This is a genomic window from Candidatus Dependentiae bacterium, from assembly GCA_013821315.1.
Taxonomy (GTDB): Bacteria; Babelota; Babeliae; order Babelales; family Babelaceae; genus JACDHA01.
Genome location: JACDHA010000003.1, coordinates 24,912 through 46,954, shown reverse-complemented (window position 1 = coordinate 46,954; position 22,043 = coordinate 24,912). Strand labels below are relative to the sequence as shown.

The window sequence follows — 22,043 nt, the reverse complement described above, 5'->3', positions numbered from 1 at the left end:
TAAATAATATTTTAACATATAGTTTATAATAACTTATAAAATTTATAATAGTCAATATTTTTTATCGTTCTATTATAACTTTTCTTGCCACACCTTATAAGACTAGAAACTAAACTACGTCTTCGTTTGCAATACGCTCAGTAATAGTAACTAAACGGCCTAAGGTAAATGCTCCTATAGCTGCAATGGCAAAAAACAACGCAATATGTAAGTAAGCATGTAAAGCTAGTACATTGGCTGTAAGCAGAAGCAACCAAGCAAAGCCGCAATACGCTCCCGTACGAGCCCATTGCGTTATAATAAGTACAGCAATACCTATTTCTAAAATTCCTGCTATTACTGCTAAAATTGCTGGAGTAAAAGTTACATGTTGTAATGCTAGAGGGCTAATATAGGTTTGCCAATGCGCCATCCAATTAACAAACTTATCAAGGCCAATTAATAAAAAGAAGAGACTATAAGAACCGCGTAATATCTGTAATGTATGATTAAGCTTTTGATAAGTAGCAGTGGAAATATTCATAAAAACCCTTTTAAATATATAAAAAAAGAAATACTCTAGATTTTTTAGTTGTATCATGAGTAGAGGCAAAAAGTCAACGAGTATAGTTCTAAAAGACGTAATAAAAAGCGCCTAAAATACGCACGTTATCAACGGGCCGTGCATTACAAATACGTCCAAACTTATTGGGTGTTCCAAAGGCAGCTCGTGTCCACTCAACTTCTACACCTATACGTAGAGGATCCAAAGACCATACCCAACGAGGTGAAAAACGAGCAACAGAGTCTATTTTATTGCTTACCCCTGGCACAAGACTGTAAATAATAGGCTCATCTGACTTAGGATCGATGTACAAAGACTTACTGGACCCCTTGTTTTTAGTGTATCCCGCAAAAAAGCCCAGTTCCATTCGGTTACAATAAAATATATATGAAGCATCAAGCCAACCACCTACAGCAACAGTATTTGCATAGGTACGCTTATCTGTTATTTCATCGCGAGTAGAAACACCGTACCCGCTAATTAAAATTTGCTCAGCACCATTTTGAGCATAAAAACTTTTCGCTCGCAAGCTTACAGGAGCGTAGCGGTAAGAGCCATATACTTCAGCTATGGTACTACCTAAAATTTCATCTACTTTATACCCAGTTTCACTTACTAATCGTGGTGTTAACCATTTATGATCCACTACAAAACCAACAAAATTATCTCCAAAATAATACCGTAGCCCAGCCGTGAGATCTGGCCTTTTACTACGAGCTATATATTCTGCATTAAGCCCCTTAGGGCCAGGACTGTTAAATCCACGTTGACTCGAAACGGCAACAAGCAATTCACTCTGATTCCATCGCTGCACTACTCTTAATTGAGGCATACGCGCTTGAGGATCTAGAGGAGCACCACCATTAAAACTCACGGTATCAGGATAACAATCGGTTATATATAAAGGATGCGAAAATTCACCAAATAAAAATCGGCCTGATTTCCAATCAACAAAACCATAAGCTAATCTCATTCTAAAACAGTTAACTGACACTTCGCTCGATCCTCTAAAATCAGCTTCTATACCACCATCAATTACACAGGGTCCCCATTGAGGGCCCTCAATATTTACTCCAGCACGAGTTTCAATAGCATTCATATGATACTGACCATGCGCATTAATATCTTTACCTAAAACATCTGGAAAATAAGGTGCCGGAAAAAGCAAAAAATGCTCTTCTCTATCGCCAATTATTTGGCGCGTATCATAAAAAGCGTCAAGCTTTATGTACCCGTAAGGTTTAAAAGCTACGCGTGTATACTCTAACGGCCGACTTAGCAATGGCCTACCTGTTGAAGGCATACAAATACATATACTCTCTCTCTTTATAAATGGCTTAGGGCAACAGGCCACATCTTGATCTTCTAGCTCTTCAGCAGAGGGTTTATTAGCTCGTGCTTCTTGAGTAATAACGCTATCTGCCGATAGGTATACTATAAAACAGGTAACAAGTATCAATAAAGTGGGTATTTGTTTCATACATGCTCAAAGGGTATAAAGTTAGTATAGTTTTGGTAACCACTGACTAGCTTAATTAAAACGTCAGTAAAATCAATTATCTAATTCTTATTTTTTCACTAAAAATCTTTTAGACTTACCCCTATAAAGCAGCTTTTTAAATTCTAGTTGACTATGTTTTACGATATGTTATAATTTAAAATATAAAATTAATTAAATTATTTAAAGGATCTTTATGAAAAAACTACTTTTCTTGTCATTAAATTTGATAGCCCTATTTCCTATCTATACTATGGACTTAAGTAAAACTGATCCTGCGGATATACAAGCGGAACTTGATAAAAATACACCACTAGCGTTAAAACTTAGCTTTTTTGCGGAGAAATTTGTACCATACACCACCACGACTAAAAATTTTATTGAGGGAGTTTCAAATCTTATTAAAAAAGAAGCTGAAAATTGTGGCATAAGTCTAGAACAATGTAAAGTTAACCTTAATTTTAGCAATGAAGTATCATGTCTTTTTCCACTGTTGCCTCGTTGGTGTATACAAACTAATAATCCAGGTACAATTAACATAACACCTAATTTTGGTTACTCATTATTATCTCGTCAAATTAGTGGAAGTGCCAATTGCTTAACTGCTCATTATAATAATTTTAAGACCCTAGGTCTTTGTCCAAGCTCTGTATTACTGACTTCTAATATCACTGATAGTATTTTTAAACTATTATTTAAAACAAGTTACATAAACACTTTAAATAATGCCAATGCTGTACTATTACGTCATGAATTAGGTCATCTTCAAAATGACTCAACAGCAGGACGCATAGTATTTCTACTTGGATCTAGCCTATTAACTTCTGAATTACTTAGAAAAACATTACCTAAAGTAGGAATGAAAAATAAATGGGTTAATTTTGCCCTCACTGTTGCAGGTGTGTATGGTAATGCAAAGATAACCGATCCACTGTATGCAAGGTATAGGGAAACAAAAGCTGATGATTTTGCCATTGCTCACACAAGATCTACAGAAGAATTATTAGCTGCTGCCATCTTTTTTAATAATCAGCATACTATGCTAACAAATAACACTTCTTTTATAAAAACAAAACTGCCCAATCAAGGTTATTTAACTACTCTTATAGGTAATTACGCAAAACACTATCCAGTTCTCTATGAATTATATCATCTTTCAGCAGGCGATAATCATCCAAGCCACTATTCACGTGCACACAAATTTTACAAAGCTGCTCAAGAACTTGAAAATAGCAGAAAATAAACTAAGGTTTAAAGACTCAAAAAGGGAGCCTGCTGCTTTTTTGAGTCTTTGGTAATCTCTTTTTATTATCTGTTAACTTAGTATACTAAATAGAAAAAGCATCTATAAATAAGACTCTTCATGCTCTCTAAGCCACAAAAACTAAAAGCAACCATAACAGTTGGCCTTATACTACTTAAAGATGATAGCGTATTACTATTGCGTCGTTTTAATACTGGATACGCTGATGGACAGTATGGCTTAATAGCTGGATGCGTTGACGAAAATGAATCTATAACAACAGCCATGATACGAGAAGCATACGAAGAAGCTGGTATTATATTAAAACCAGAGTGGCTCACTATGAGCTGTGTTATTCAAGCACCACAAGGTGAACGAGACAGCGAATGTATAGATTTTTTCTTTGTAGCACACCAATGGGAAAATACACCTATAAATAATGAACCTCATAAATGCGATGATCTAGCATTCTTTTCCCTTAAAGCTTTACCTGAAAATCTTATTCCTATGGTACGTAAAGCTCTTTCTAACCGTATCCAAGGCACCTATTTTGATCAGACAAACTGGTAAGTTAATAGATTCATAAGAAATTATATATTTTATTTATATTTGTAATATTGTTGACTATTGCCTTGTGAATTAAATATAATATACAGTATAATTAAATTTCTTTTTAACTATTAAGACACGAGGTTTTTATGAAAAAATACTTACTATTACTACTTTTTGCTGGAACAATACATAATTGTTTTAGTATGAACAAAAATGAAGAATTTCTTCGCCAGCAGGCTGATTATAATAAAAAGAAGAAAGAAGAACAACAAGCATACAGTGAGGCGCTTCTCTATTATCATACTAGTCCCAATACCACGCTAAAAGACCAAACAGTTCAAACCATGTTGTCTACACGCTTACTGCAAAATCTTGCTGTCAACACTATGACTGAAGACCAAAAAACACAGGCTTTGTTTAACGCAATTTTAAATAAAGATTCCAAAAAAATACAAGAACTAATCGATGCCAAGGTTAACGTTAATAAAACCAGAGATGAAGATGCTACGCCTTTACACTTGGTTGTTTCGCTAGAACCTAATCCTCAGGATACATTTCCGCTGAAAGTCGCTCGCATGTTAATTACAGCAGGCGCTAATATTAATGTGCCTAATAAAATAGGCCGAACACCTCTACACCTGGCTGTACGATCAGCTGATATGACTATGATAGATCTACTTATGGAAGCAGGAGCTAATCCTTTATATAAAGATAAAAATGGCATAACAGCTTTTACCCTAGCAGAGAAACTTTTTAAGCCTACTAATGTAAGTAAATACACTAGAATCGCACAATTACTTAAAAATCCAAACTATAAGAAAGCATACTCAGCTATAGCTCTTGAAAAAGCTCAATCACCTGAAGGATATGCACTACCAGATCTACCTTTAGATGTTAGAAGGATTATAGCAAATCAAGCATTTGATAAAAGTGTATCTAAAAAATAATTAAAACAATTAATAAAGAAGAGCTAATACTCTTCTTTATTAGAGAAAGAGTCCTACTATGAACACTACGTACTCCTTACAAGAAATTGGTACAAATTTCATGTACCGCGTCTATGGCTGGATGGCGGCAGGCCTCGGACTAACAGCAAGTACTGCTTACTGGGTCAGCACCACTACGCTTGCTACAAAGCTTATAACTAACTCTGGTCTATTTTTAATACTTATGCTTGTTCAGCTAGGACTAGTAATTGGTCTTTCTTTTTTTATAGATCGTATGTCTTACAGTATGGCCGCACTAGGATTTATGGCATATTCGCTTTTAACAGGTGTTACTTTGTCATCTTTATTTTTAATCTATACGCAAGCATCACTGGTCGGTACTTTTATTATTGCTGCAGGTATGTTTGCAGCTATGGCAGTATATGGCTATTTTACTAAAGCTGATCTTACTACTATGGGTAGCATACTCTTTATGGCACTTATTGGTTTAATTATTGGCTTTGTTGTTAATATATTTTTAAAAAGCTCTGCTTTTAATACGGCTCTTTCAGCTTTTGGTGTATTAATTTTTGCAGGCCTGACTGCTTACGATGTACAACGTATCAAACAAATGAGTTATAGTTTACTCAATCAAGGCGATATGGCACAAAGAGTAAGTATCCTAGGAGCACTTACTTTATATTTAGATTTTCTTAATCTTTTTCTTAGTCTTTTAAGTTTTACTGGTAAAAGAAGAGACTAAAAGCTCTTTCTAAAAAAAAGTTTTTCAAGTCCAGTAGTGTCAAAAGCATCAAGTCGCCATTCTGAAATGGGCTAGAACTAGTAATTATAGGTAATACAAAGTGCTGAGATCAGTCATTAAAAGAACTTGATAAAAGAACAATTACAGAACGTTTTTTAGGATAATTGCTGAGCATGTAATAGTCTAAGCAAAAATAGTATTTCTTCCTTTAAGTGGGTCTTAACCCACGCCTTTTGTTTTGCATCTACAAGCTCGCCTAACCCAGACAAAATGTTTCTGTTGTTCATCTTTTCCAAAACCGTAATAGCATTCGATAAAAAATCTTTATAAGATACATGAGCTCTAAGCTCAATTATACTTTTGTTAATAGGCCAATTCTGATCTAAGAAAAACCAACTATCAAAAATATCACGATTGGCTTTACCTATTCGCTCGATCATTGCCACCAACTTATGAGCAATAATATCTTGTTGTACCATCACTTGCATAGGTATACCTAAGTAGTGTCTTACTTCATACGATGATCCAAAATTACGCTTGTTGATTTCTACCTTTATGTTTTGAGCATCAGAACGCTTTTCATTATAAGCTAGCAAAAAGAAAATGGTATATCGTTTTTGTTCAGCCTGCTTAACGATTCCATATTTTTCTAATAGTGTCTTTACATGATCAAATACTAGTGTTGCTTTGCCGTCATTTAAAAGATCAAAATCTAAATCAACTGAAAAACGTGGTAGATTATAAAAAAGAAGAGCAGCAGTTCCACCTTTAAAACCTAAAAAAGGAGCTATAGCTTTATCAGTAAATATATCTTTTAGAATGCGAACAAGGATACTTTTATGCTGTGCTGTATCTATAGACATTCATTAACCTTTTTATAATAATTGTTTACCTTTTTTGCCATACGCTTATTATCATATAATAATACAAGTTCATAAACGCGATCCCAGTCTAAAGGTTTAAGATTATCAAATTGATAGTCTTGGTGAAGATAAAGAATATCAAGAAAAGCTCTTTCAGTAGATGCAATGCTATAGCCACCTTCTGTAATTATACCCTTATTTTCTGTTAAAACAGTATCTTTAATGGTCTTAAAAGTATAAGTTTGTTCATCACATATAACCGTTTTAGAAGTATAAGTAGCTACAAAAATTTGATTATAATATTGAAAAATAATACCACTACGGCTAAGGACTGTTTCAAAGCTTATATATGAGGGTATATAAATCTTGGTTGCCACTTCAAATCGATTATACTGATCATTTTTGGCATATAAACCACGACGAACAGAGTAAAGCTGTCCTGTTTTTACATAATAGTGTAGCTGTGACTTAAGCAACACAGGATCGGTCCCTTTAGAAAGCAACAAAACTTCTTTAAAAGAAAAGACTGTTGCAGGTAACTTTAGTAATGCTTTTAATAAATTAAAATTGTTTTTAGACATAGTAGAGGCCTTAATATAAAGTCTAAAGGTGAGAAAAAATCTTACCTTTAAACTTTATATTAACTTATAAGTGTTTGTTAAAGCAAGGTATTGTTTAAACTAGTTTGCAACCACCAAGAACCTTGTCGATAAACAATAGGACAATCCATGAATTCTTTCTTTTAAGTTTTACTGGTAAAAGAAGAGACTAAAAGCTCTTTTCTAAAAAAAGACTTAAACTCTATCAATTGACAAATATTTCACTATTGGTATTATTAATTATAATAATAGTAATTATAAAACCAGTAAGTGATGTATGTACAATAGATTTTTATCCCTTTTTTTATCTTTATTTTTTGCTTATGGCCCCTATAGTATTCTACAGGCACGATCATACGGCCCTGTGTCATGCGTTATAGAAGATAAAGCACCCTTACTTCTTAGTTCTAAAAAAGCTGAGTATACATTGCCTAAAAATGTAGTACAAGTACGGGCTTTTTTGCAACAGCACGACATATGGTCATGTGGATACCGTGTTCTTTTCCATGCGCTTGCTTGTGAACGTGCTTTAGAAAAACCGTCGCTTTTTAATAAACGTCTCAAAAAAGAGTTATGTTGTCACACAAGCCTTACGACAGTATACAATCACTTAAAGAGACCAAAAGAGCTTAATAATTTTGATATTGAACGTATAGCTCAAAACCTGGGGTTTAGTGACAGACTAGTTATTATTCATCAACATAAAAGAGCCGTAAAGCTTCTGGGTGACGTTACTATTGAATTTCCCACTTCCCTTAACTCTCATGAAAAAAAACAGTTTATACAAGTTGTACGAGACCAAAAATTATATGATGATCTTAAATATCTCGCTCAAACAGTTGCCAAGCAAAGAAAAGCAGCCTACGTTGTTTGCGGTGCCTACAAGCATTGGACTCTGTATGCCTTTATACCTCTTGCTTCAGGGGTTAAGTTATACATGATAGATTCTTGCAATACTGTGCTTGCTCCCAAGTATCAACCTACTCTTGCTTTGTTAACACCTTTTTTAACGTTAAGTAACAAGCATCTAAGCTCTAAAAAACTAATTAACAGTAAAAAAGCCACTTATGGCACTTCTGCATTTACTTTGCCTGCTTTAGGTAGCACTCAAGCAGTAGATGCTTCACTCGTGCTTATTTGTATGATACTTGTGGTAATGCTCCTCTCGCTACAAGTATGCAGAAGACACCTAAAAACATCTCGCTAACATACACTTTCAACGAGATTATGGTATACTTATAAAAAAAGCATGCTGTACTTAACCTAACTTAAGGTATTTGTTAAAGATCATGAAAAGAAAAAAAGGATACTTTTCTATCTCCGCTGTAGCTAAAATGTTTTCAATACATCAGCAAACTATTCGTCTTTATGAAAAAGAAGGACTCATTACCCCGAAGCGCTCCGAGGGCAATACGCGCCTGTTTTCAGAAGAAGATGTTGATCGTTTAGAAGAAATCATTTATCTTACGCATGAGCTTGGTATAAACTTAGCTGGAGTAGAGATGATTTTGCGTTTACAACGACAAATCAAGAAGATGCAAAAAGAAATGAATGCACTTTTCAAAAATGCTCAAAACGAATTAACGCGAGAAAGTGAAACAAGCAAACAACTAATCAAGGCTGCTGCTCAACGTTTAACTCAGCTTAAAAAAGACAAAGCACACGAGCCTATAGAACCCGATTGGGTTGAGGTAAGCGACGAGGAAAGCCTAACAGACGAATGAGGTAACGCTATGTGGTATAATCAATTAAAAACTACTATTTTACTTGCAAGTTTATCGGGCATTTTAATGCTTATTGGCAGTCTCATAGGAGGCTATAATGGTATTATTGCTGCCTTTGTGGTGTCGCTCCTTGTCAATGGCTTTGCCTACTTTTTTTCTGCTAAAATGGTTTTAAGCATGTATAAAGCTCAACCACTTAACGCACATGAGTATGGCTGGATTGACTCCATGGTGCGCGAGCTTATACAAGATTATAACTTACCTATGCCTAAATTGTGGCTTGTCAATACTCAAGTAGCAAACGCATTTGCCACAGGACGCAACCCCAAAAATGCTCACGTTGCTGTTACTACGGGCATTTTAGATATTTTAACTAAAGAAGAGTTGCGTGGTGTACTTGCACACGAAATATCTCACATTAAAAACCGTGATATCTTAGTAAGCAGTGTAGCTGCTACCCTGGCAACCTCTATTGGGTTCTTAGCTAATATGATGCAAAATATGGCTATGTGGGGTTCTTTTGGCAGAAGCGACCAAGGCAATCAAAAAAGATCTAACCCTATTGTACTATTAGCAGTAGCATTTTTAATGCCTATAGCAGCATCCCTTATTCAACTTGCTATATCACGCTCACGTGAGTACTTAGCTGATGAAACAGGTGCTCATGTATGTCATGATCCGCTGGCATTAGCTTCAGCTTTAGAAAAACTACAAGCGAGCACTACAAAAGCTCATTTTAATAATAATGACACACAAAAAGCATCGACAGCTCATCTGTTTATTGTAAATCCCTTTACTGGCGGGCTGCTTAATTCTCTCTTTTCAACGCATCCTCCCATGCAAGAAAGAATTGCACGATTACGCAAAATAAACGACGAGATGATACAAGAAAACAGATAGTGTGAGAACAAAAACAAGGAAACAGCTATGAACTCCGACTCATTTGATGGCAATAACGCTCATCCATTTGTTGTATCGTATGATCTTTTACAGCTGTTTAAGTGGATTTTTGAACATGAAGAAGAATCACTTAAAAAACTGATACATAAATGCGTGCGCAATGGCCTTCAGGAAAATCTACAAAAAAAGACAACTACTGTGTCTGATAATGATCCAGATCTGCAGCAAATAGTTGTAGACTTTTTAGCCCTTACAGAAATACTGCTGGCAGAAACAGTACATGAGCAACAAGTAGCCACGGTCGTTCATCGTAGTATGATACCGGCAATTAATCATATAGATGCAACAGTATGCGATAAACTTACGGTAGCTCAAAGCATTGCTAAAGCTGCAGCCACACCAGGTAACCATTCAGCAGAAGATCTTAAACAAATTTTATGCAAAGAACTTTTAAAGCGCTGGAAGCCAACAAAAAGAGTAGTAAGCTAATATACTTTTTGTGTAAAAATAAAAGGGCCTAGAAAATTTTTCTAGGCCCTTTTATTTTATATGCCAGTTTTATTTTCTGGCGTTCTATGTTCTGGTGATAAGTTATATAAAGTATCTACTTCATAATCAGTTAAAAAGCGCCATTGGCCTTGAGGAAGTTTTTTCTTGGTAAGACCTGCGTACATAACACGGTCTAATTTTGCTATTTTGTAATCAAAATGCTCAAATATACGGCGTACAATATGATTTTTGCCACTATGCAGCTCAAGAGCAATGTGATGAGGATCACCATTTATAGCACTTACAGCATCAACTTTAACCGAGCCATCTTCTAATTTAAAGCCATCTTTTATTGTATGATAATGTTCAGTGGTTAATGGTCTATCAAGTTGCACATGATATATTTTTCTTACTCTGTTACGTGGATGAGCAAGCTGTTGAGCAAGTTCACCATCGTTTGTCATAAGAAGCAAGCCTGTGGTAGCTCTGTCTAGACGACCTACAGGATAAATACGCTCTTTGGTATCAAGTTCAACAAGACTCATAACAGTTTTTCGGTCTCTGTCATCTGATACTGTTGTAATATATCCTTTAGGCTTATTAAGCAAAATATACATTTTATGTTCAGGCTTAATAATCTGACTTACATATTTTACTACGTCGCCTGGTTGCACACGATAACCACTATTAAGCATAGCTTTACCGTTAACTGAGATATCACCCTTTTCTATAAGTAATTCAGCTTTACGACGAGAGCATAATCCAGCATGAGCAATATATTTATTAAGTTGTGTCCCTAGAGACTGAGGAGTTTTTTTCATATTTTTTATAGTGATAACAGTAAGTAAAATAATTTTAAAATGTATGCATTTTTAAGTATACACTACTATTGTCAAAAATGCTCATAGGTTTACAACATGTAGCTACAAGTATAAGGTAAGTTCATCTATCTTTAATTTTTTAGCAACTTCTGCTTTAGTAATATACCCTGCAATAATATACAGTACATCTTTATTAAGAAGGGGAACAGCCGATGTTTCATCAAGTTTTGACCTGTTTGTACTTAAAAGTTTAACCCATGCTTTGCACTTTTTAGGCACAATCTCTGTAAGTATATGATTAATGATGAGAGCATTAATAGCTTTTCTTATGTTAACATCCGTGGGAGGTGCACGATGTACATTAGCAGCTAAAGTAGCGGGAGTTCTGTCTTGTTTATCTCTAATAGTAAGGTAGGCACCTGCTTGCAATAATAACGGTATTATTTCTTTCTGTGCAGCACTACCTTCATCGATAGCTGTATGTAAAGCTGTAAAACCTAGAGCATTCTTTATATTAATCTCCGCTCCAACTGCTAACAGGGCTTTAACTGCTTGTATATTGCAGCGTGCTACAGCACAACTTAAGGGAGTTTCTTGCGCCTTATTTTTACTATTGATAGCAATGCCAGGATGATTAACTAATAGTTCTATTGCTGTTTTTGTATTATTATGCGCTGCTATATGCAAAGCAGTATCACCAGCTGCATCTGGTTTATTTATTACATTAAGGTTAGCATAACGTAGTACTTTTCTTAGAGCTTCTTGATCTTTTTGTCCTGCTGCAGCTTGTAAAAGTTGTTCATAATAATAGTCTGAATCATAACCAGCCAAGCTTCTTAGATAGTGCATGCTATAGAGTGGTAAAATAAAAAATACCGTTACTGCTAAAATATATTTTTTCATATGTTTCTCAAAATTTAATTATTCTAGATTACTATCAATACTATCTATACTACCTTAAAAACCGGTCTAAATAAAATGGTAGTTCTGCACCCTTTTGCTTTTTTAGCTCAAACGGGTACCTTAGTAACTATACTATCCATTTGGATTATAAATTAGTAAAATTAAAAACACAGAGCACTACAGATGAAAAAAGCATTATTAACTACCAGTGTTATACTGGGCTTACTGCTGCCGCTAAGCAGTAATGCTTCATTTATAAATAAAAATAAGCCTGTTGACCACCGAAGCTCACTACTACTAGCATCACTTCTAATAGCTGGCTACTATGTTGGATGGCGTAATTTTAAAGGCAATATTGTTTCTAAAAAAGAAGATCCTGCTAATAACAATAATTATATTATTACAACTACTCCTAAAAACGCTGCGTTTGCCGGCGGATTTCACGATGGGGCTTTTCGCGGTGGGGCTTATGGTGAACTGTTGCTCATGCCTTATCTGCTCTATAGTTATTACCAACTAAATGAATGGAATACGCGTACTGATGATCAAGTATACCAAGATGCTCAAACAACTTATAAAAATACAATCTCTCAATTGGCACAAACACACAATATAATAAGTGATCTTACTCATATCCCACTATCTTTAGAACATACTCAACAGATTATCACCGATCTTCAAGCTATGTATACACCAACGTTTGGCCAATATCCCCTTAGTAAATTAAGCAACATGCTCTCTTCTAAGCTTGAGCTACTTTATGATCACTCTGAAGCACTTCAAGAAAGAATAGACGCTCATAAAAAGAAAAATAACAGTTATCAAGTTCCAACAGAATGGTCTAATTTTCTTGACTTAAATAATAAAGATGAAGAGCACCTGGAATGGCTACTTGCACTTGTAACAAACTCATTAGAATACAAGTTAGAACAACTAAAGGCAATGAGCTGGAAGTAATAGCTTAGGAGTACTCTTGCTATTGAGGCATATTTTTTATAATACTAAACTTAAAGAAATTATCTTTAAAATCTGGAGTTAGTATGTCAAAAATAAACTATCAATCACTTGTTGATGCCTGTAATACATGTATTCTTTCTTGTCAAGCATGTATTAAAGCTTGCGAACATAGCGCTTCAGTATGTCCTAACGATACAATGTGCGAAGCTACTCGAATGTCCAACTGTACTGACAGATGCAAAGAGTGCATTGAAGCGTGCAGAGTGTGCATTAAAGAATGCAATACGGTGCTCGAACAAGCACGTACTCAAGGGCATGATGATTACGTACAAATACTGCAACAATGTATTAAAGATTGTGGTGAATGTATAAAGGCATGTGAAAACACTATAGACAAGTGCTCAAGTAATTTAGGCTGTAGCCAAGCATGCAAACTATGTGTAGATGCGTGTAACTTATGCATTAGTTCATGTGATACATGTATTGAAGAAATAAACAACAAAAAATAATGTATTTGGGTGCCTATAATTATTATGGGCACTTTTCTGTTTTTATACACCCAACTACTCGTAGCATCTCTTATATATACTTAAATACAAGAAAATATTCACTTACTAGCACCTGTGCGTATAAGTTAATATGCATTACAATGAAGATAGCTTTTATGGGCGCACCTTATATTATTTTGCTTTTTTCAAGCTGTTTAATTTTTAGACTTACCACTCTTCAAGCATGTTTCTATGAGCCACGAAGCTCTTTCAAAAATTATCTTCTTGAACAAGCTGTTGTAAATGGCTGTAAAAAAGCAGTTGAACTCTTACTTACTCATGGAGCTGATCCTACGGCAAAAGCAAAAGGTAAAAAGTTATTGCTGGAAAGCGCCGGTGGTTCCCTATGGACAAAAATAGAGATAGCACACCTGTTACTTGCCCATGGAGCAGCACAAGCAGAAATATCGCAGGTACCGTATGTTAAGTCTGCTTTAGAGCGCCACCAGCAATTATTAATAGCCTTAAGTAAAAGCAACCTAGCTCAAATACGTACTTATATTAATTTAGGTTATTACTTTGCACCACACTTTAAGATTTTACTGAGCTTTATCTATAAAAATTTCTTTTCAGCTTTAGAACAAGATACTGTTAAGCAAGTACGCAAATTACATCAACGTGGTCTTTGTTTACACCTTAAAGATACAAGAAACGGCAATACGCCACTGCATACAGCAGTACAAGCAAATAGCATACAAGTAGTTGATTATTTACTGTCAGCAGGCTGCGATGTTACCAAAATCAATAATCAAAGACAAACTGCTCTAGACTTACTATGCGACAAAAAAAATTCATTAAATCAAGAGATGCTCATGCTATTTTTAGATCATGCCTACGGAAAAAAGAAAACTTCCTCTCACCACTCTACAGATAGCCATACGCACAAGATTTCTAACACTAAAACTACGCTTTTAAAGTCTTTCGTACCAGCTGTTATTGAAGATACTTCACCAAAAAGCTTAGGCTGTATTCTCCAATAATAACCGTCTAAAATGCACGCTTTTAGCTATTAAATCTAGAATATTAATTTACTTTTTTTAGTTTATTTGCTATTTTTAATTATAAACAACAAAAGACATACTTAAGGAACTTGTATGAAAAATTATTTTTTAGCATACTGCATACTCTTGTTGCCATGCAGCACTTACTCTATGAACTACAAATATGCTGAACAGTATAAAAAAGCATTTCCGTTGCTTACAGCAATAAGAACCAATAACTATTCTGCAGCCCAGGCGCTGCTAGAAAGCACTACTGCGCAAGAACTTAACCCTGCTGATAAATATTATGCTTTTCACACAGCTTTTCAACAACAATCAGCTCCATTGCTTAATCTTTTAATTAAGCACGGTATACAACCGACTATAATTACTAGTTTGCCTTCAATTACTATTTGATTGTTAGTTTTATTACACGCGACGCTTTTTAAGTTTTCTTATTAATAAACTCATAACAACAACTATACCTAAACAAAAAAACATTCCAATACACCAACCTAAAAAAGTAGGTACTACAGACGTGTATCTATAGATATGAGTGGCAACAGGGGAACTATTTTTAAACGTATAACGTATAGTTGTTGTTTGAACAGTCCAAAGTGTGCGATATAATTCGGATGGCCCCTCAAAAACACGTTCAGTAGCTGTACCACTTTGTTTATAGCGAGGATTTGCCAGCAGCTCATGCAGCATAGGGTGCTTACTCCCATTGCTCGATATAAGAGAGTGAGAGAGCACCATGCATGCTAGTAATACTATTAAAATACTAGGGTTATTTTTCATGGACATACACCGATAATTAGTCATTTTCAAGACGGGCAAGACCTTTAACACGACTTTGATTAAACATATATCTAAACCATACGAGTGCACTTGTTAAATAGACACCATTAAGCACATAGCTTATAAGTATATAGTTAAGGGGCACTGTACCTGTTTGCATATACGAGCGCAACCCCTCAAATATATAGGTCATAGGTAAACAGTAGGCAACTAATTGGACACCATGCGGTAGTGATCCAATGGGGTAATACACTGCACTAAACGGTACAAAAAACCAACCCATAACCCACACAAGCTTTTGCACTGACTGACCCCAGTATACTAAGCTAGATGCAGTAAAAAACCCTATGGTCCACCCAGAAAGCATAAGTGAAACGAAAAACGGTAGCAGCAACCAGCCTACTTTAAAAAGTGAAACTCCGTATAAAAACCAAATTGCTAACGCACCAAAAGAAACACTAATAAGGGTGTTTAATACGCCTACCGCCATAGATGCTATCATCCATTCGCCTATTGTCAGTGGCGTTGAAAAAAGGTTAACAATATTACGCGACCAAATTTCTGATAACAAATTAAATGAGATATCTAAATTTGACCGATAGGCAGCTTGCCATAAAACCAAAGCTAGAAGTATAACAAAAGAACTTGTATGGGTTTGTGCTTGAATCCAACGACTTGTAAACCCCCATACGACAATATCAAATAACGGCCAATAAAAAAAATCGACCAGAGGATCAAGACCTCTAAAGGTGAGTTTAAGCGTACGTAACGCAAGCGCTTGTATACGATATAATTTCATAACTTTCCCTACTTTACTTGTTTTTGGCTATATGTAAAAAGTAGCTTTCTAATGTTGGTTTTTCTACCGTAATCTGACAATAGGTTATCTGTTCACGGGCTAATGCAAGTAGAAAATCACCTATTGCATGCTCATCAATAGCTATCTCAAACAAAGAGCCCTCATGACTAAACAAAAGACCTCTTTGAGCAATAAACCGTTCAACTTGATGTGTTTGAGATTCACTTATGGAAAGTTTAAGTTTAGTCGCTGCTATACTACATGCTAAATTAGAGGGACTATCATTTGCGATAATAGTACCTTTTTTAAGTACTAGCACGCGACTACACACTGCAGCAACTTCATCCATATTATGTGAAGTAAATAAAATAGACACTCCATGCTGGCGTTGCTGCTCTTTTACAAAAGCACGTACATCATGAGCAACATCAGGATCAAGCGACGCCGTAGGTTCATCAAGAAGCACCACCTTAGGACGTGCAACAAAAGCTTTAGCAAGCATTACACGAGTAGTTTCACCAGCTGACAGTCCTCCAGCGTACCTATCTTTCAGACGCCACATATCAAAAAACTTTAAAAACTGCTCTATGCGCACTCGTCTATCAAGTGCTGAAAGACCGTAGATTTTTCCAAAAAAATCAAGATTTTCATAAATACTTAGCTTACCCTGCAACCGCACATACGTACTTGCAAATGATACATGCTGCAATACTTCTGATCTATGAGTTGCTAAATCTTTATCAAAATAGACAATAGACCCAGAAGTAGGCGTCATAGTACCTAAAAGCATTTGTATAGTTGTCGTTTTGCCGGCACCATTAGAACCCAATAGGCCTACTATTTCACCTGGGTGCAACTCAAATGATATATAATTTACCGCACGGTAGTCGCCAAAGGCTTTATACAGTTGCTTAACCTGTAATACAGGCATAGATGCCATATGTTATTTCCTTATACGTTATTTATTTTTTTAAAGCCTCACTTAACTGAGCTATCAGGGCTACGTTACCCATTTCTTGAGCTAGCTGATGACCATTGCTCAGTGATGCCTGAGTATACGTATCTTTGCCAAACTCAAGTAATAGTTTTACTACATCTTGATGGCCATATTGGATACCAAGCAGTAATGCCAAATCTTTATAAGTATGCACATCAGCTCCATGCTCAAGCAGAAAACGTACTATATGTGCATGACCATGTTCTGCAGCAAATATTAACGCAGCATCATCAGCAGCATGACTATCGGCTCCAGCAGCCATAAGCGTTGTTATTATTTCTAAATGACCACTTTGAGCAGCACCCAACAAGGGCGTATTATTGTCAATATGTATATGTGCACCAGAAAGCAAAAGCAGCTCAACTATATCATTACGACCATGAGCTGCTGCTTGCTTTAAAGCTGCATCTTCTTGAGCATGAATATCAGCACCAGCTGCCAAGAGCACCTCTACGATCTCTAGATAACCATTTTTAGAAGCAAGTATTAATGCTTCTTCTGCGCGTGCATGAGGATTAGCGCCTGCTGCAAGTAGTAGTCCCATAAGTTCTTTACTGCCTGCTTGAGCCGCCCAACGAATGCTAAAGTCTTCATCAGCATGAACATCTGCACCATGAGCAAGCAAAAGTTTAACTATGGGTAGGTGACCATGCTCTACTGCTATAAGTAAGGCATCATCTTGGCTGGTATGTATATCTGCACCTGCGGCTAAAAGCTCTTGTGCCTTTTCTCTGTCACCAGAAGAACATGCTTCTATAAACTGCTCATTGATATTCATATAATTCCTTTAATAAAACAATACACTGTTAGCTTAATGAGCATAAAACGAGCATTACTTAGAAGCAATACTTAGTATAATTAATCGAGCTCCTTGCTAACCCATAATACTCTTAAATGATCGTACTGCCCACCATAAAAAAAACAGAGCTAAAAAAAATATAATGCCAAACGCAAGAGCAACTGAGGTATGCATAATAACCCCATTAAATAAAAGGCGAGCAGCAGTTACTGCGTAAGAAAGAGGATTAGCTTTTGCTACCCATTGTATCCAAGAAGGAGCAAGAGTAAGTGGCAACGTAATACCCGAAAGCAATTGAAGTGGTATAAGAAAAAAGTTTATCGTTGGCGCTAAACTATACTCATCTTTTACACGCAGCGCTATACCATAAGAAAATGCCGCTACCATTAAACCTACTAAAAGCGCTAAGATAATACCAAGCATTACAGGAACTATATATACTTTTAAACCTATACACCAAGCACTGGCAACAAGCACAAGCGCTTGCCCAAAGAGCACAGTGCTATCACGTAGTGCACGGCCTACAATAAGGGCACTACGACTAATAGGCGCTACTTGCAAGCGCTCAATAACACCAAGTCGTATATCAGCAAGCAAGGTAAAGCCTACAAAAGCGGAACTATAAAGAGCCATCATAATCAATAATCCAGGAGTAAATACAGCAAGAGCACCTCCGGGAGGAAAACCAGGCACCTCAGCAATAGTGTTAAGAAGCGGTGCAAACAACACTAAAAAACAGATTGGTTGAAAAAGACCTACTAACGACCTTAAAGGATTACGCCATCCTATAAGCAAATTTTGGATAAATACAATCCATATATCACGTAACAATTTCATATAACCTCTATTTTTCTCTTAACGAGCGGCCAGTATAATATAAAAACACATCATCAAGTGTAGGACGAGACTGAGAAATAGTTTTAATTGTTATTCCCGCAGCGTCAAGTGTACGTAAAACTAACAGTACTATTTCTTCACTTTCAGCTACGCCTATTTTAAGCTCAGAATCATGCTTATCGATAGCCTCAACATAAGGCTCTAGCTTTAAAAGCGTATATGCTTGTTCTACCTGCTCAGGGTTAATAGCTACGGTAATGGTATCTTGAGCAATCTGTTGTTTTAATTTTTGAGGAGTACCTTCTATTATGATAGTACCTTGATCAATAATACCAATGCGGTCACAAATAGTATCTGCTTCTTCTAAATAATGGGTAGTTAAAAATATAGTTGTCCCTTGTTTTTGTAAAAGCTTAACCTGTTGCCATAAATGCATCCTGCTCTGTGAATCCAAGCCTAAGGTAGGTTCATCTAAAAAGAGCAACTTTGGCTTATGCATAATACCAACAGCAAGCTCTACGCGTCGCTTTTGACCGCCTGAATAAGTTTGCACTAAGCGATCAATAAAAAGCTCCAGCTCAAAAAACTGTATAAGCTCTTGCGCACGTTCTTGCGATTTTTTTTTAGACATCCCATAAAAACGCCCTTGAAAAACCAAGTTTTCTCGACCACTCAGATTTTCTATAAGGCCGCCTATTTGGCTTACATACCCTATAGATTCACGTACTTTGTCTTGCTGCGTAATTAAATTATACTCTGCTACAAAAGCAGTACCACCAGTAGGCTGCATTAACGTGCAAAGCATACGGAGTGTTGTTGTCTTACCTGCACCATTAGGTCCAAGAAATCCATAAATTTCACCCGCTTTAACTGAAAGCGAAATATCTTTAACAGCATTTATACTACCCGTTGAAGTTATAAACACTTTGCTGAGTTTATCTGTTTTTATTATTGCCATAGCTGTCCTTAATCTACTAATGTCAGAGCTTATACTAGTAGTATACTTTATTTTTACATCATCGCTAACTACTTATAGCGCCTTAAGAGAGATTAATCACAAAAATAATATTGCAATTTGAGTTAAAATTATAGTAGGATAGATACTACACAAAGCTTGTATTTAAAAAGGGGTAGTATGAAAAAATATGTTATTCTAATGCTTGCACTTTCAGTAGTGCTTCACTGGTACGTAAAAACAGCAGTTAAAAGCTTAGTAGCTCCAGCTAAAAAAGCGACTACCGCTCTTGGTGCACTAGGCACAAAGCCAGCGTTAGTAGTTCCTGTTAAGCGGACAGCTCAGGCGCAAAGAAACCGAGCTCTTCTAGGGCGTCACGTACCTCGTAAAGCGGTAGTCCCAAAATAGCAGTATACGACCCAGCTAAAGAATGTAAAAACTGCAGCCCATATCCTTCTATGGCTATAGCGCCTGCTACTTCAAGCGCAGGAGAATGAGCAATATAACGCTCTATCCAGTTGTCTGGCACTACAAACATGCACTCAGCAGTTACTACGCTTATTTTACGCTCAACTGTGTACCATATGCCTGCCTTAAGCTCTCTTTTTTCTATACAGAATCCTGTTGAAACCATGGAGCCTTTACGTAATGCTTTGATTTTAGCAACAGCATCTTGGTAATCATCGGGCTTTCCATGATTTACTCCTGCTTGATCTTGACATAAAGTGTCAGCAGTAAGCACAAAAGCAATAGAACCTTCAGGCAATTGTGGCATTTCAACGCTATCCATTTTTAATGCAGCAATAAGCGTTACTAATTGCTCTAAGGGCAAACTCCAATCAATGGAATGCTCATTAGCATCTTGCTTTATAACCGTAAAAGGAAATTCTATTTTTGAAAGGAGCTCTTTACGAGTTGCTGATTGAGAGGCGAGTAATAATACATGCTTCATGATATATACCTTTACCAAAGATACAAGCCACTATAGTTATCTAGTGGCTTGTTTATATACTAATAGCTTACTTAATTAAATCTTATTTTAGAATACCATAAGCAAGTAATAGGTAAAGTAAATTACTTCTTGATTTTAGATACTATCAATCAATAGAAAAACCACATAGCTGAATTGCAGGATCTAACCATTTTAAATTCAATAAACAACTTTAATTTCCACTATCTACTAGCAATCGGCTCAAGTTTTGTTTTCTTTTGAGCCGATTAAGTAGTATAATCGGCTCATGGTCTTATAACTATAGATAACAGAAAGGCACATTAAAACTATGAAATATATTTGGCAACATCCACAATGGCCACATTTTAAGTATAACCTTACTAACATACAAGATATGCTCTATCACTATGCTATTGAAACTGTATCTTTATCAGATAAACTAGGCTGCTTACCATATAATTTAAAAGTTGACACCACAGTTAACTTAATGACTTCAGAAGCGATAAAAACATCAGAAATTGAAGGTGAAAAGTTAAATATACAAGAAGTAAGGTCATCTCTTAGAAACCAGTTAGGGCTTAGTAAAAATTCTGAACCTGTTAATGATCCTCGAGCAATAGGTATAGCTCAACTCATGATTGCCGTTAGAGGAAATTATGCCCAACCCCTTACCAAAGAAGAGCTCTTTGCATGGCACTCCATGATATTACCCATGCCTTACAAAAACTTAGAAGTAGGCAAATGGAGAACAGGTAGCGAACCGATGCACATAGCCTCAGGCCCTGTAGACAGAGAGACTGTTCATTTTGTAGCTCCTCCTAGTACAAATCTTGAATATGAAATGGAGCAATTTATCTCTTGGTTTAACGCAACAGATCCTGCAAAGGCGTCCCAACTTCCCGGTCCAGTAAGAGCAGCTATTGCTCATCTCTATTTTGAGAGTATTCATCCATTTGATGATGGTAATGGACGTATAGGCCGAGCTATTGCAGAAAAAGCTTTATCTCAAGAACTAAAAAAGCCAATTGCATTTAGCCTTTCAACCAGAATACAAAAACATAAAAAAGAATATTATCAAGAACTTTCGCTAGTTAGCAAAGCTGATATAGATATCACGCGTTGGATAGAATACTTCGTGAAAACAATACACAATGCTCTTTTAGATACGCAAGAGCACATAACTATGGTAGTTAAACAGGCTCAATTCTGGAATGACTATGGCTTACAATTAAATGAACGACAATCTAAAGTATTAGCAAGAATGCTTAACGAAGAAGATGGTGATTTTAAAGGTGGTATAACAGCTCAAAAGTATATAAAAATAGCACACTGCTCTAAAGCTACTGCTACAAGAGACCTACAGGAGCTTTTAGCTTCTGGTTGTATCGAACGTTTACCAGCAGGCGGAAGAAGCATAAGTTATACAATTAAGTTAGCTTAAAATAAAGCTAGAATGGCAACTATTTAAAAACAAATAAGTCATTACACTTACATGCAATGACTTATACTTACTTGGCTGGGGTGGAAGGATTCGAACCTCCGCATGCCAGGACCAAAACCTAGTGCCTTACCGCTTGGCTACACCCCAATAAC

At 36.1% G+C, this 22,043-nt stretch carries 27 protein-coding genes and 1 tRNA gene; 14 read left to right on the top strand and 14 right to left on the bottom strand.

The window, feature by feature from the left end:
- Positions 1-109 precede the first annotated feature (109 nt).
- Both H0X48_01250 and H0X48_01245 read right to left on the bottom strand, forming a co-directional pair.
- Entirely contained in the window at positions 110-523 is a 414-nt protein-coding gene (locus H0X48_01250; GenBank protein ID MBA3953935.1) for a hypothetical protein, read from the bottom strand.
- An 88-nt stretch (positions 524-611) separates the two neighbouring features.
- A complete protein-coding gene (locus tag H0X48_01245) occupies positions 612-2,024 on the bottom strand; it encodes a hypothetical protein (protein ID MBA3953934.1) in 1,413 nt (470 codons plus the stop codon).
- Positions 2,025-2,238: 214 nt separating this feature from the next.
- On the opposite strand from H0X48_01245, the gene H0X48_01240 reads away from it, so the two are divergent.
- The 4 genes from H0X48_01240 (at position 2,239) to H0X48_01225 (ending at position 5,526) form a co-directional block, all read left to right on the top strand.
- Positions 2,239-3,285 (top strand): M48 family metalloprotease, encoded by a 1,047-nt coding sequence (locus H0X48_01240; protein MBA3953933.1) that lies wholly within the window; start codon positions 2,239-2,241, stop codon positions 3,283-3,285.
- A 120-nt stretch (positions 3,286-3,405) separates the two neighbouring features.
- The gene (locus H0X48_01235) at positions 3,406-3,855 is read left to right on the top strand and encodes an NUDIX domain-containing protein (protein MBA3953932.1); all 450 of its coding nucleotides are present in this window, start codon (positions 3,406-3,408) and stop codon (positions 3,853-3,855) included.
- Positions 3,856-3,983: 128 nt separating this feature from the next.
- The gene (locus H0X48_01230) at positions 3,984-4,784 is read left to right on the top strand and encodes an ankyrin repeat domain-containing protein (GenBank protein MBA3953931.1); all 801 of its coding nucleotides are present in this window, start codon (positions 3,984-3,986) and stop codon (positions 4,782-4,784) included.
- 58 nt (positions 4,785-4,842) lie between these two features.
- A complete protein-coding gene (locus tag H0X48_01225; GenBank protein MBA3953930.1) occupies positions 4,843-5,526 on the top strand; it encodes a Bax inhibitor-1/YccA family protein in 684 nt (227 codons plus the stop codon).
- A 155-nt stretch (positions 5,527-5,681) separates the two neighbouring features.
- Here H0X48_01225 and H0X48_01220 read toward each other — a convergent pair whose 3' ends face one another.
- A complete protein-coding gene (locus H0X48_01220) occupies positions 5,682-6,389 on the bottom strand; it encodes a nucleotidyl transferase AbiEii/AbiGii toxin family protein (GenBank protein ID MBA3953929.1) in 708 nt (235 codons plus the stop codon).
- A complete protein-coding gene (locus H0X48_01215; protein MBA3953928.1) occupies positions 6,380-6,970 on the bottom strand; it encodes a hypothetical protein in 591 nt (196 codons plus the stop codon). The genes H0X48_01220 and H0X48_01215 overlap by 10 nt, the downstream gene beginning before the upstream one ends.
- 295 nt (positions 6,971-7,265) lie before the next feature.
- Between H0X48_01215 and H0X48_01210 the strand changes: the two genes are divergently transcribed.
- The 4 genes from H0X48_01210 (at position 7,266) to H0X48_01195 (ending at position 10,101) form a co-directional block, all read left to right on the top strand.
- A complete protein-coding gene (locus tag H0X48_01210; protein MBA3953927.1) occupies positions 7,266-8,195 on the top strand; it encodes a hypothetical protein in 930 nt (309 codons plus the stop codon).
- Positions 8,196-8,277: 82 nt separating this feature from the next.
- Entirely contained in the window at positions 8,278-8,712 is a 435-nt protein-coding gene (locus H0X48_01205; protein ID MBA3953926.1) for a MerR family transcriptional regulator, read from the top strand.
- A gap of 9 nt (positions 8,713-8,721) precedes the next feature.
- Positions 8,722-9,612 (top strand): zinc metalloprotease HtpX, encoded by an 891-nt coding sequence (locus H0X48_01200; GenBank protein MBA3953925.1) that lies wholly within the window; start codon positions 8,722-8,724, stop codon positions 9,610-9,612.
- A 27-nt stretch (positions 9,613-9,639) separates the two neighbouring features.
- The gene (locus H0X48_01195; protein MBA3953924.1) at positions 9,640-10,101 is read left to right on the top strand and encodes a hypothetical protein; all 462 of its coding nucleotides are present in this window, start codon (positions 9,640-9,642) and stop codon (positions 10,099-10,101) included.
- Positions 10,102-10,157: 56 nt separating this feature from the next.
- Here the strand turns inward: H0X48_01195 and H0X48_01190 are convergent, their stop codons facing one another.
- Together H0X48_01190 and H0X48_01185 are read right to left on the bottom strand one after the other, a co-directional pair.
- Complete coding sequence (locus H0X48_01190) at positions 10,158-10,922, bottom strand: rRNA pseudouridine synthase (protein MBA3953923.1); 765 nt, start codon at positions 10,920-10,922, stop codon at positions 10,158-10,160.
- A gap of 102 nt (positions 10,923-11,024) precedes the next feature.
- Positions 11,025-11,825, bottom strand: a complete 801-nt coding sequence (locus tag H0X48_01185) for an ankyrin repeat domain-containing protein (protein ID MBA3953922.1) — start codon at positions 11,823-11,825, stop codon at positions 11,025-11,027.
- A gap of 183 nt (positions 11,826-12,008) precedes the next feature.
- Between H0X48_01185 and H0X48_01180 the strand changes: the two genes are divergently transcribed.
- The 4 genes from H0X48_01180 to H0X48_01165 all read left to right on the top strand — a co-directional run bounded on the left by H0X48_01180 (position 12,009) and on the right by H0X48_01165 (position 14,727).
- Positions 12,009-12,782 carry a hypothetical protein gene (locus tag H0X48_01180; GenBank protein ID MBA3953921.1) on the top strand — a complete coding sequence of 258 codons (774 nt, stop codon included), beginning with the start codon at positions 12,009-12,011 and terminating at the stop codon, positions 12,780-12,782.
- Between the two features lie 83 nt (positions 12,783-12,865).
- A complete protein-coding gene (locus H0X48_01175; protein MBA3953920.1) occupies positions 12,866-13,291 on the top strand; it encodes a hypothetical protein in 426 nt (141 codons plus the stop codon).
- A gap of 140 nt (positions 13,292-13,431) precedes the next feature.
- Positions 13,432-14,310 carry an ankyrin repeat domain-containing protein gene (locus tag H0X48_01170; protein ID MBA3953919.1) on the top strand — a complete coding sequence of 293 codons (879 nt, stop codon included), beginning with the start codon at positions 13,432-13,434 and terminating at the stop codon, positions 14,308-14,310.
- A 114-nt stretch (positions 14,311-14,424) separates the two neighbouring features.
- Entirely contained in the window at positions 14,425-14,727 is a 303-nt protein-coding gene (locus H0X48_01165; GenBank protein MBA3953918.1) for a hypothetical protein, read from the top strand.
- Positions 14,728-14,739: 12 nt separating this feature from the next.
- On the opposite strand, the gene H0X48_01160 is transcribed toward H0X48_01165, so the two are convergent.
- The 6 genes from H0X48_01160 to H0X48_01135 all read right to left on the bottom strand — a co-directional run bounded on the left by H0X48_01160 (position 14,740) and on the right by H0X48_01135 (position 19,501).
- Positions 14,740-15,111, bottom strand: a complete 372-nt coding sequence (locus tag H0X48_01160) for a hypothetical protein (GenBank protein MBA3953917.1) — start codon at positions 15,109-15,111, stop codon at positions 14,740-14,742.
- 16 nt (positions 15,112-15,127) lie between these two features.
- A complete protein-coding gene (locus tag H0X48_01155) occupies positions 15,128-15,910 on the bottom strand; it encodes an ABC transporter permease (GenBank protein MBA3953916.1) in 783 nt (260 codons plus the stop codon).
- Between the two features lie 13 nt (positions 15,911-15,923).
- Positions 15,924-16,850, bottom strand: coding sequence for an ABC transporter ATP-binding protein (locus tag H0X48_01150; protein ID MBA3953915.1), 927 nt, complete (start codon positions 16,848-16,850; stop codon positions 15,924-15,926).
- Between the two features lie 22 nt (positions 16,851-16,872).
- A complete protein-coding gene (locus H0X48_01145; GenBank protein ID MBA3953914.1) occupies positions 16,873-17,685 on the bottom strand; it encodes an ankyrin repeat domain-containing protein in 813 nt (270 codons plus the stop codon).
- A 96-nt stretch (positions 17,686-17,781) separates the two neighbouring features.
- Positions 17,782-18,543, bottom strand: a complete 762-nt coding sequence (locus tag H0X48_01140; protein MBA3953913.1) for an ABC transporter permease — start codon at positions 18,541-18,543, stop codon at positions 17,782-17,784.
- Positions 18,544-18,550: 7 nt separating this feature from the next.
- Complete coding sequence (locus H0X48_01135) at positions 18,551-19,501, bottom strand: ATP-binding cassette domain-containing protein (protein ID MBA3953912.1); 951 nt, start codon at positions 19,499-19,501, stop codon at positions 18,551-18,553.
- A gap of 177 nt (positions 19,502-19,678) precedes the next feature.
- Here H0X48_01135 and H0X48_01130 point away from each other — a divergent pair, with 177 nt between their 5' ends.
- The gene (locus H0X48_01130; GenBank protein ID MBA3953911.1) at positions 19,679-19,906 is read left to right on the top strand and encodes a hypothetical protein; all 228 of its coding nucleotides are present in this window, start codon (positions 19,679-19,681) and stop codon (positions 19,904-19,906) included.
- Here H0X48_01130 and H0X48_01125 read toward each other — a convergent pair.
- Entirely contained in the window at positions 19,827-20,450 is a 624-nt protein-coding gene (locus H0X48_01125) for a Maf family protein (GenBank protein ID MBA3953910.1), read from the bottom strand. The genes H0X48_01130 and H0X48_01125 overlap by 80 nt on opposite strands.
- Positions 20,451-20,778: 328 nt before the next feature.
- Here H0X48_01125 and H0X48_01120 point away from each other — a divergent pair, with 328 nt between their 5' ends.
- Complete coding sequence (locus H0X48_01120) at positions 20,779-21,891, top strand: Fic family protein (protein MBA3953909.1); 1,113 nt, start codon at positions 20,779-20,781, stop codon at positions 21,889-21,891.
- Between the two features lie 72 nt (positions 21,892-21,963).
- Here H0X48_01120 and H0X48_01115 read toward each other — a convergent pair.
- Positions 21,964-22,038: transfer RNA gene (locus H0X48_01115), tRNA-Gln, on the bottom strand.
- Positions 22,039-22,043 lie beyond the last annotated feature (5 nt).

What these genes read in the sequence shown, in the direction of transcription:
- H0X48_01250 (MBA3953935.1), bottom strand. Translation starts at nt 523, where the DNA reads ATGAATATTTCCACTGCTACTTATCAAAAGCTTAATCATACATTACAG.
- H0X48_01245 (MBA3953934.1), bottom strand. Translation starts at nt 2,024, where the DNA reads ATGAAACAAATACCCACTTTATTGATACTTGTTACCTGTTTTATAGTA.
- H0X48_01240 (MBA3953933.1), top strand. Translation starts at nt 2,239, where the DNA reads ATGAAAAAACTACTTTTCTTGTCATTAAATTTGATAGCCCTATTTCCT.
- H0X48_01235 (MBA3953932.1), top strand. Translation starts at nt 3,406, where the DNA reads ATGCTCTCTAAGCCACAAAAACTAAAAGCAACCATAACAGTTGGCCTT.
- H0X48_01230 (MBA3953931.1), top strand. Translation starts at nt 3,984, where the DNA reads ATGAAAAAATACTTACTATTACTACTTTTTGCTGGAACAATACATAAT.
- H0X48_01225 (MBA3953930.1), top strand. Translation starts at nt 4,843, where the DNA reads ATGAACACTACGTACTCCTTACAAGAAATTGGTACAAATTTCATGTAC.
- H0X48_01220 (MBA3953929.1), bottom strand. Translation starts at nt 6,389, where the DNA reads ATGTCTATAGATACAGCACAGCATAAAAGTATCCTTGTTCGCATTCTA.
- H0X48_01215 (MBA3953928.1), bottom strand. Translation starts at nt 6,970, where the DNA reads ATGTCTAAAAACAATTTTAATTTATTAAAAGCATTACTAAAGTTACCT.
- H0X48_01210 (MBA3953927.1), top strand. Translation starts at nt 7,266, where the DNA reads ATGTACAATAGATTTTTATCCCTTTTTTTATCTTTATTTTTTGCTTAT.
- H0X48_01205 (MBA3953926.1), top strand. Translation starts at nt 8,278, where the DNA reads ATGAAAAGAAAAAAAGGATACTTTTCTATCTCCGCTGTAGCTAAAATG.
- H0X48_01200 (MBA3953925.1), top strand. Translation starts at nt 8,722, where the DNA reads ATGTGGTATAATCAATTAAAAACTACTATTTTACTTGCAAGTTTATCG.
- H0X48_01195 (MBA3953924.1), top strand. Translation starts at nt 9,640, where the DNA reads ATGAACTCCGACTCATTTGATGGCAATAACGCTCATCCATTTGTTGTA.
- H0X48_01190 (MBA3953923.1), bottom strand. Translation starts at nt 10,922, where the DNA reads ATGAAAAAAACTCCTCAGTCTCTAGGGACACAACTTAATAAATATATT.
- H0X48_01185 (MBA3953922.1), bottom strand. Translation starts at nt 11,825, where the DNA reads ATGAAAAAATATATTTTAGCAGTAACGGTATTTTTTATTTTACCACTC.
- H0X48_01180 (MBA3953921.1), top strand. Translation starts at nt 12,009, where the DNA reads ATGAAAAAAGCATTATTAACTACCAGTGTTATACTGGGCTTACTGCTG.
- H0X48_01175 (MBA3953920.1), top strand. Translation starts at nt 12,866, where the DNA reads ATGTCAAAAATAAACTATCAATCACTTGTTGATGCCTGTAATACATGT.
- H0X48_01170 (MBA3953919.1), top strand. Translation starts at nt 13,432, where the DNA reads ATGAAGATAGCTTTTATGGGCGCACCTTATATTATTTTGCTTTTTTCA.
- H0X48_01165 (MBA3953918.1), top strand. Translation starts at nt 14,425, where the DNA reads ATGAAAAATTATTTTTTAGCATACTGCATACTCTTGTTGCCATGCAGC.
- H0X48_01160 (MBA3953917.1), bottom strand. Translation starts at nt 15,111, where the DNA reads ATGAAAAATAACCCTAGTATTTTAATAGTATTACTAGCATGCATGGTG.
- H0X48_01155 (MBA3953916.1), bottom strand. Translation starts at nt 15,910, where the DNA reads ATGAAATTATATCGTATACAAGCGCTTGCGTTACGTACGCTTAAACTC.
- H0X48_01150 (MBA3953915.1), bottom strand. Translation starts at nt 16,850, where the DNA reads ATGGCATCTATGCCTGTATTACAGGTTAAGCAACTGTATAAAGCCTTT.
- H0X48_01145 (MBA3953914.1), bottom strand. Translation starts at nt 17,685, where the DNA reads ATGAATATCAATGAGCAGTTTATAGAAGCATGTTCTTCTGGTGACAGA.
- H0X48_01140 (MBA3953913.1), bottom strand. Translation starts at nt 18,543, where the DNA reads ATGAAATTGTTACGTGATATATGGATTGTATTTATCCAAAATTTGCTT.
- H0X48_01135 (MBA3953912.1), bottom strand. Translation starts at nt 19,501, where the DNA reads ATGGCAATAATAAAAACAGATAAACTCAGCAAAGTGTTTATAACTTCA.
- H0X48_01130 (MBA3953911.1), top strand. Translation starts at nt 19,679, where the DNA reads ATGAAAAAATATGTTATTCTAATGCTTGCACTTTCAGTAGTGCTTCAC.
- H0X48_01125 (MBA3953910.1), bottom strand. Translation starts at nt 20,450, where the DNA reads ATGAAGCATGTATTATTACTCGCCTCTCAATCAGCAACTCGTAAAGAG.
- H0X48_01120 (MBA3953909.1), top strand. Translation starts at nt 20,779, where the DNA reads ATGAAATATATTTGGCAACATCCACAATGGCCACATTTTAAGTATAAC.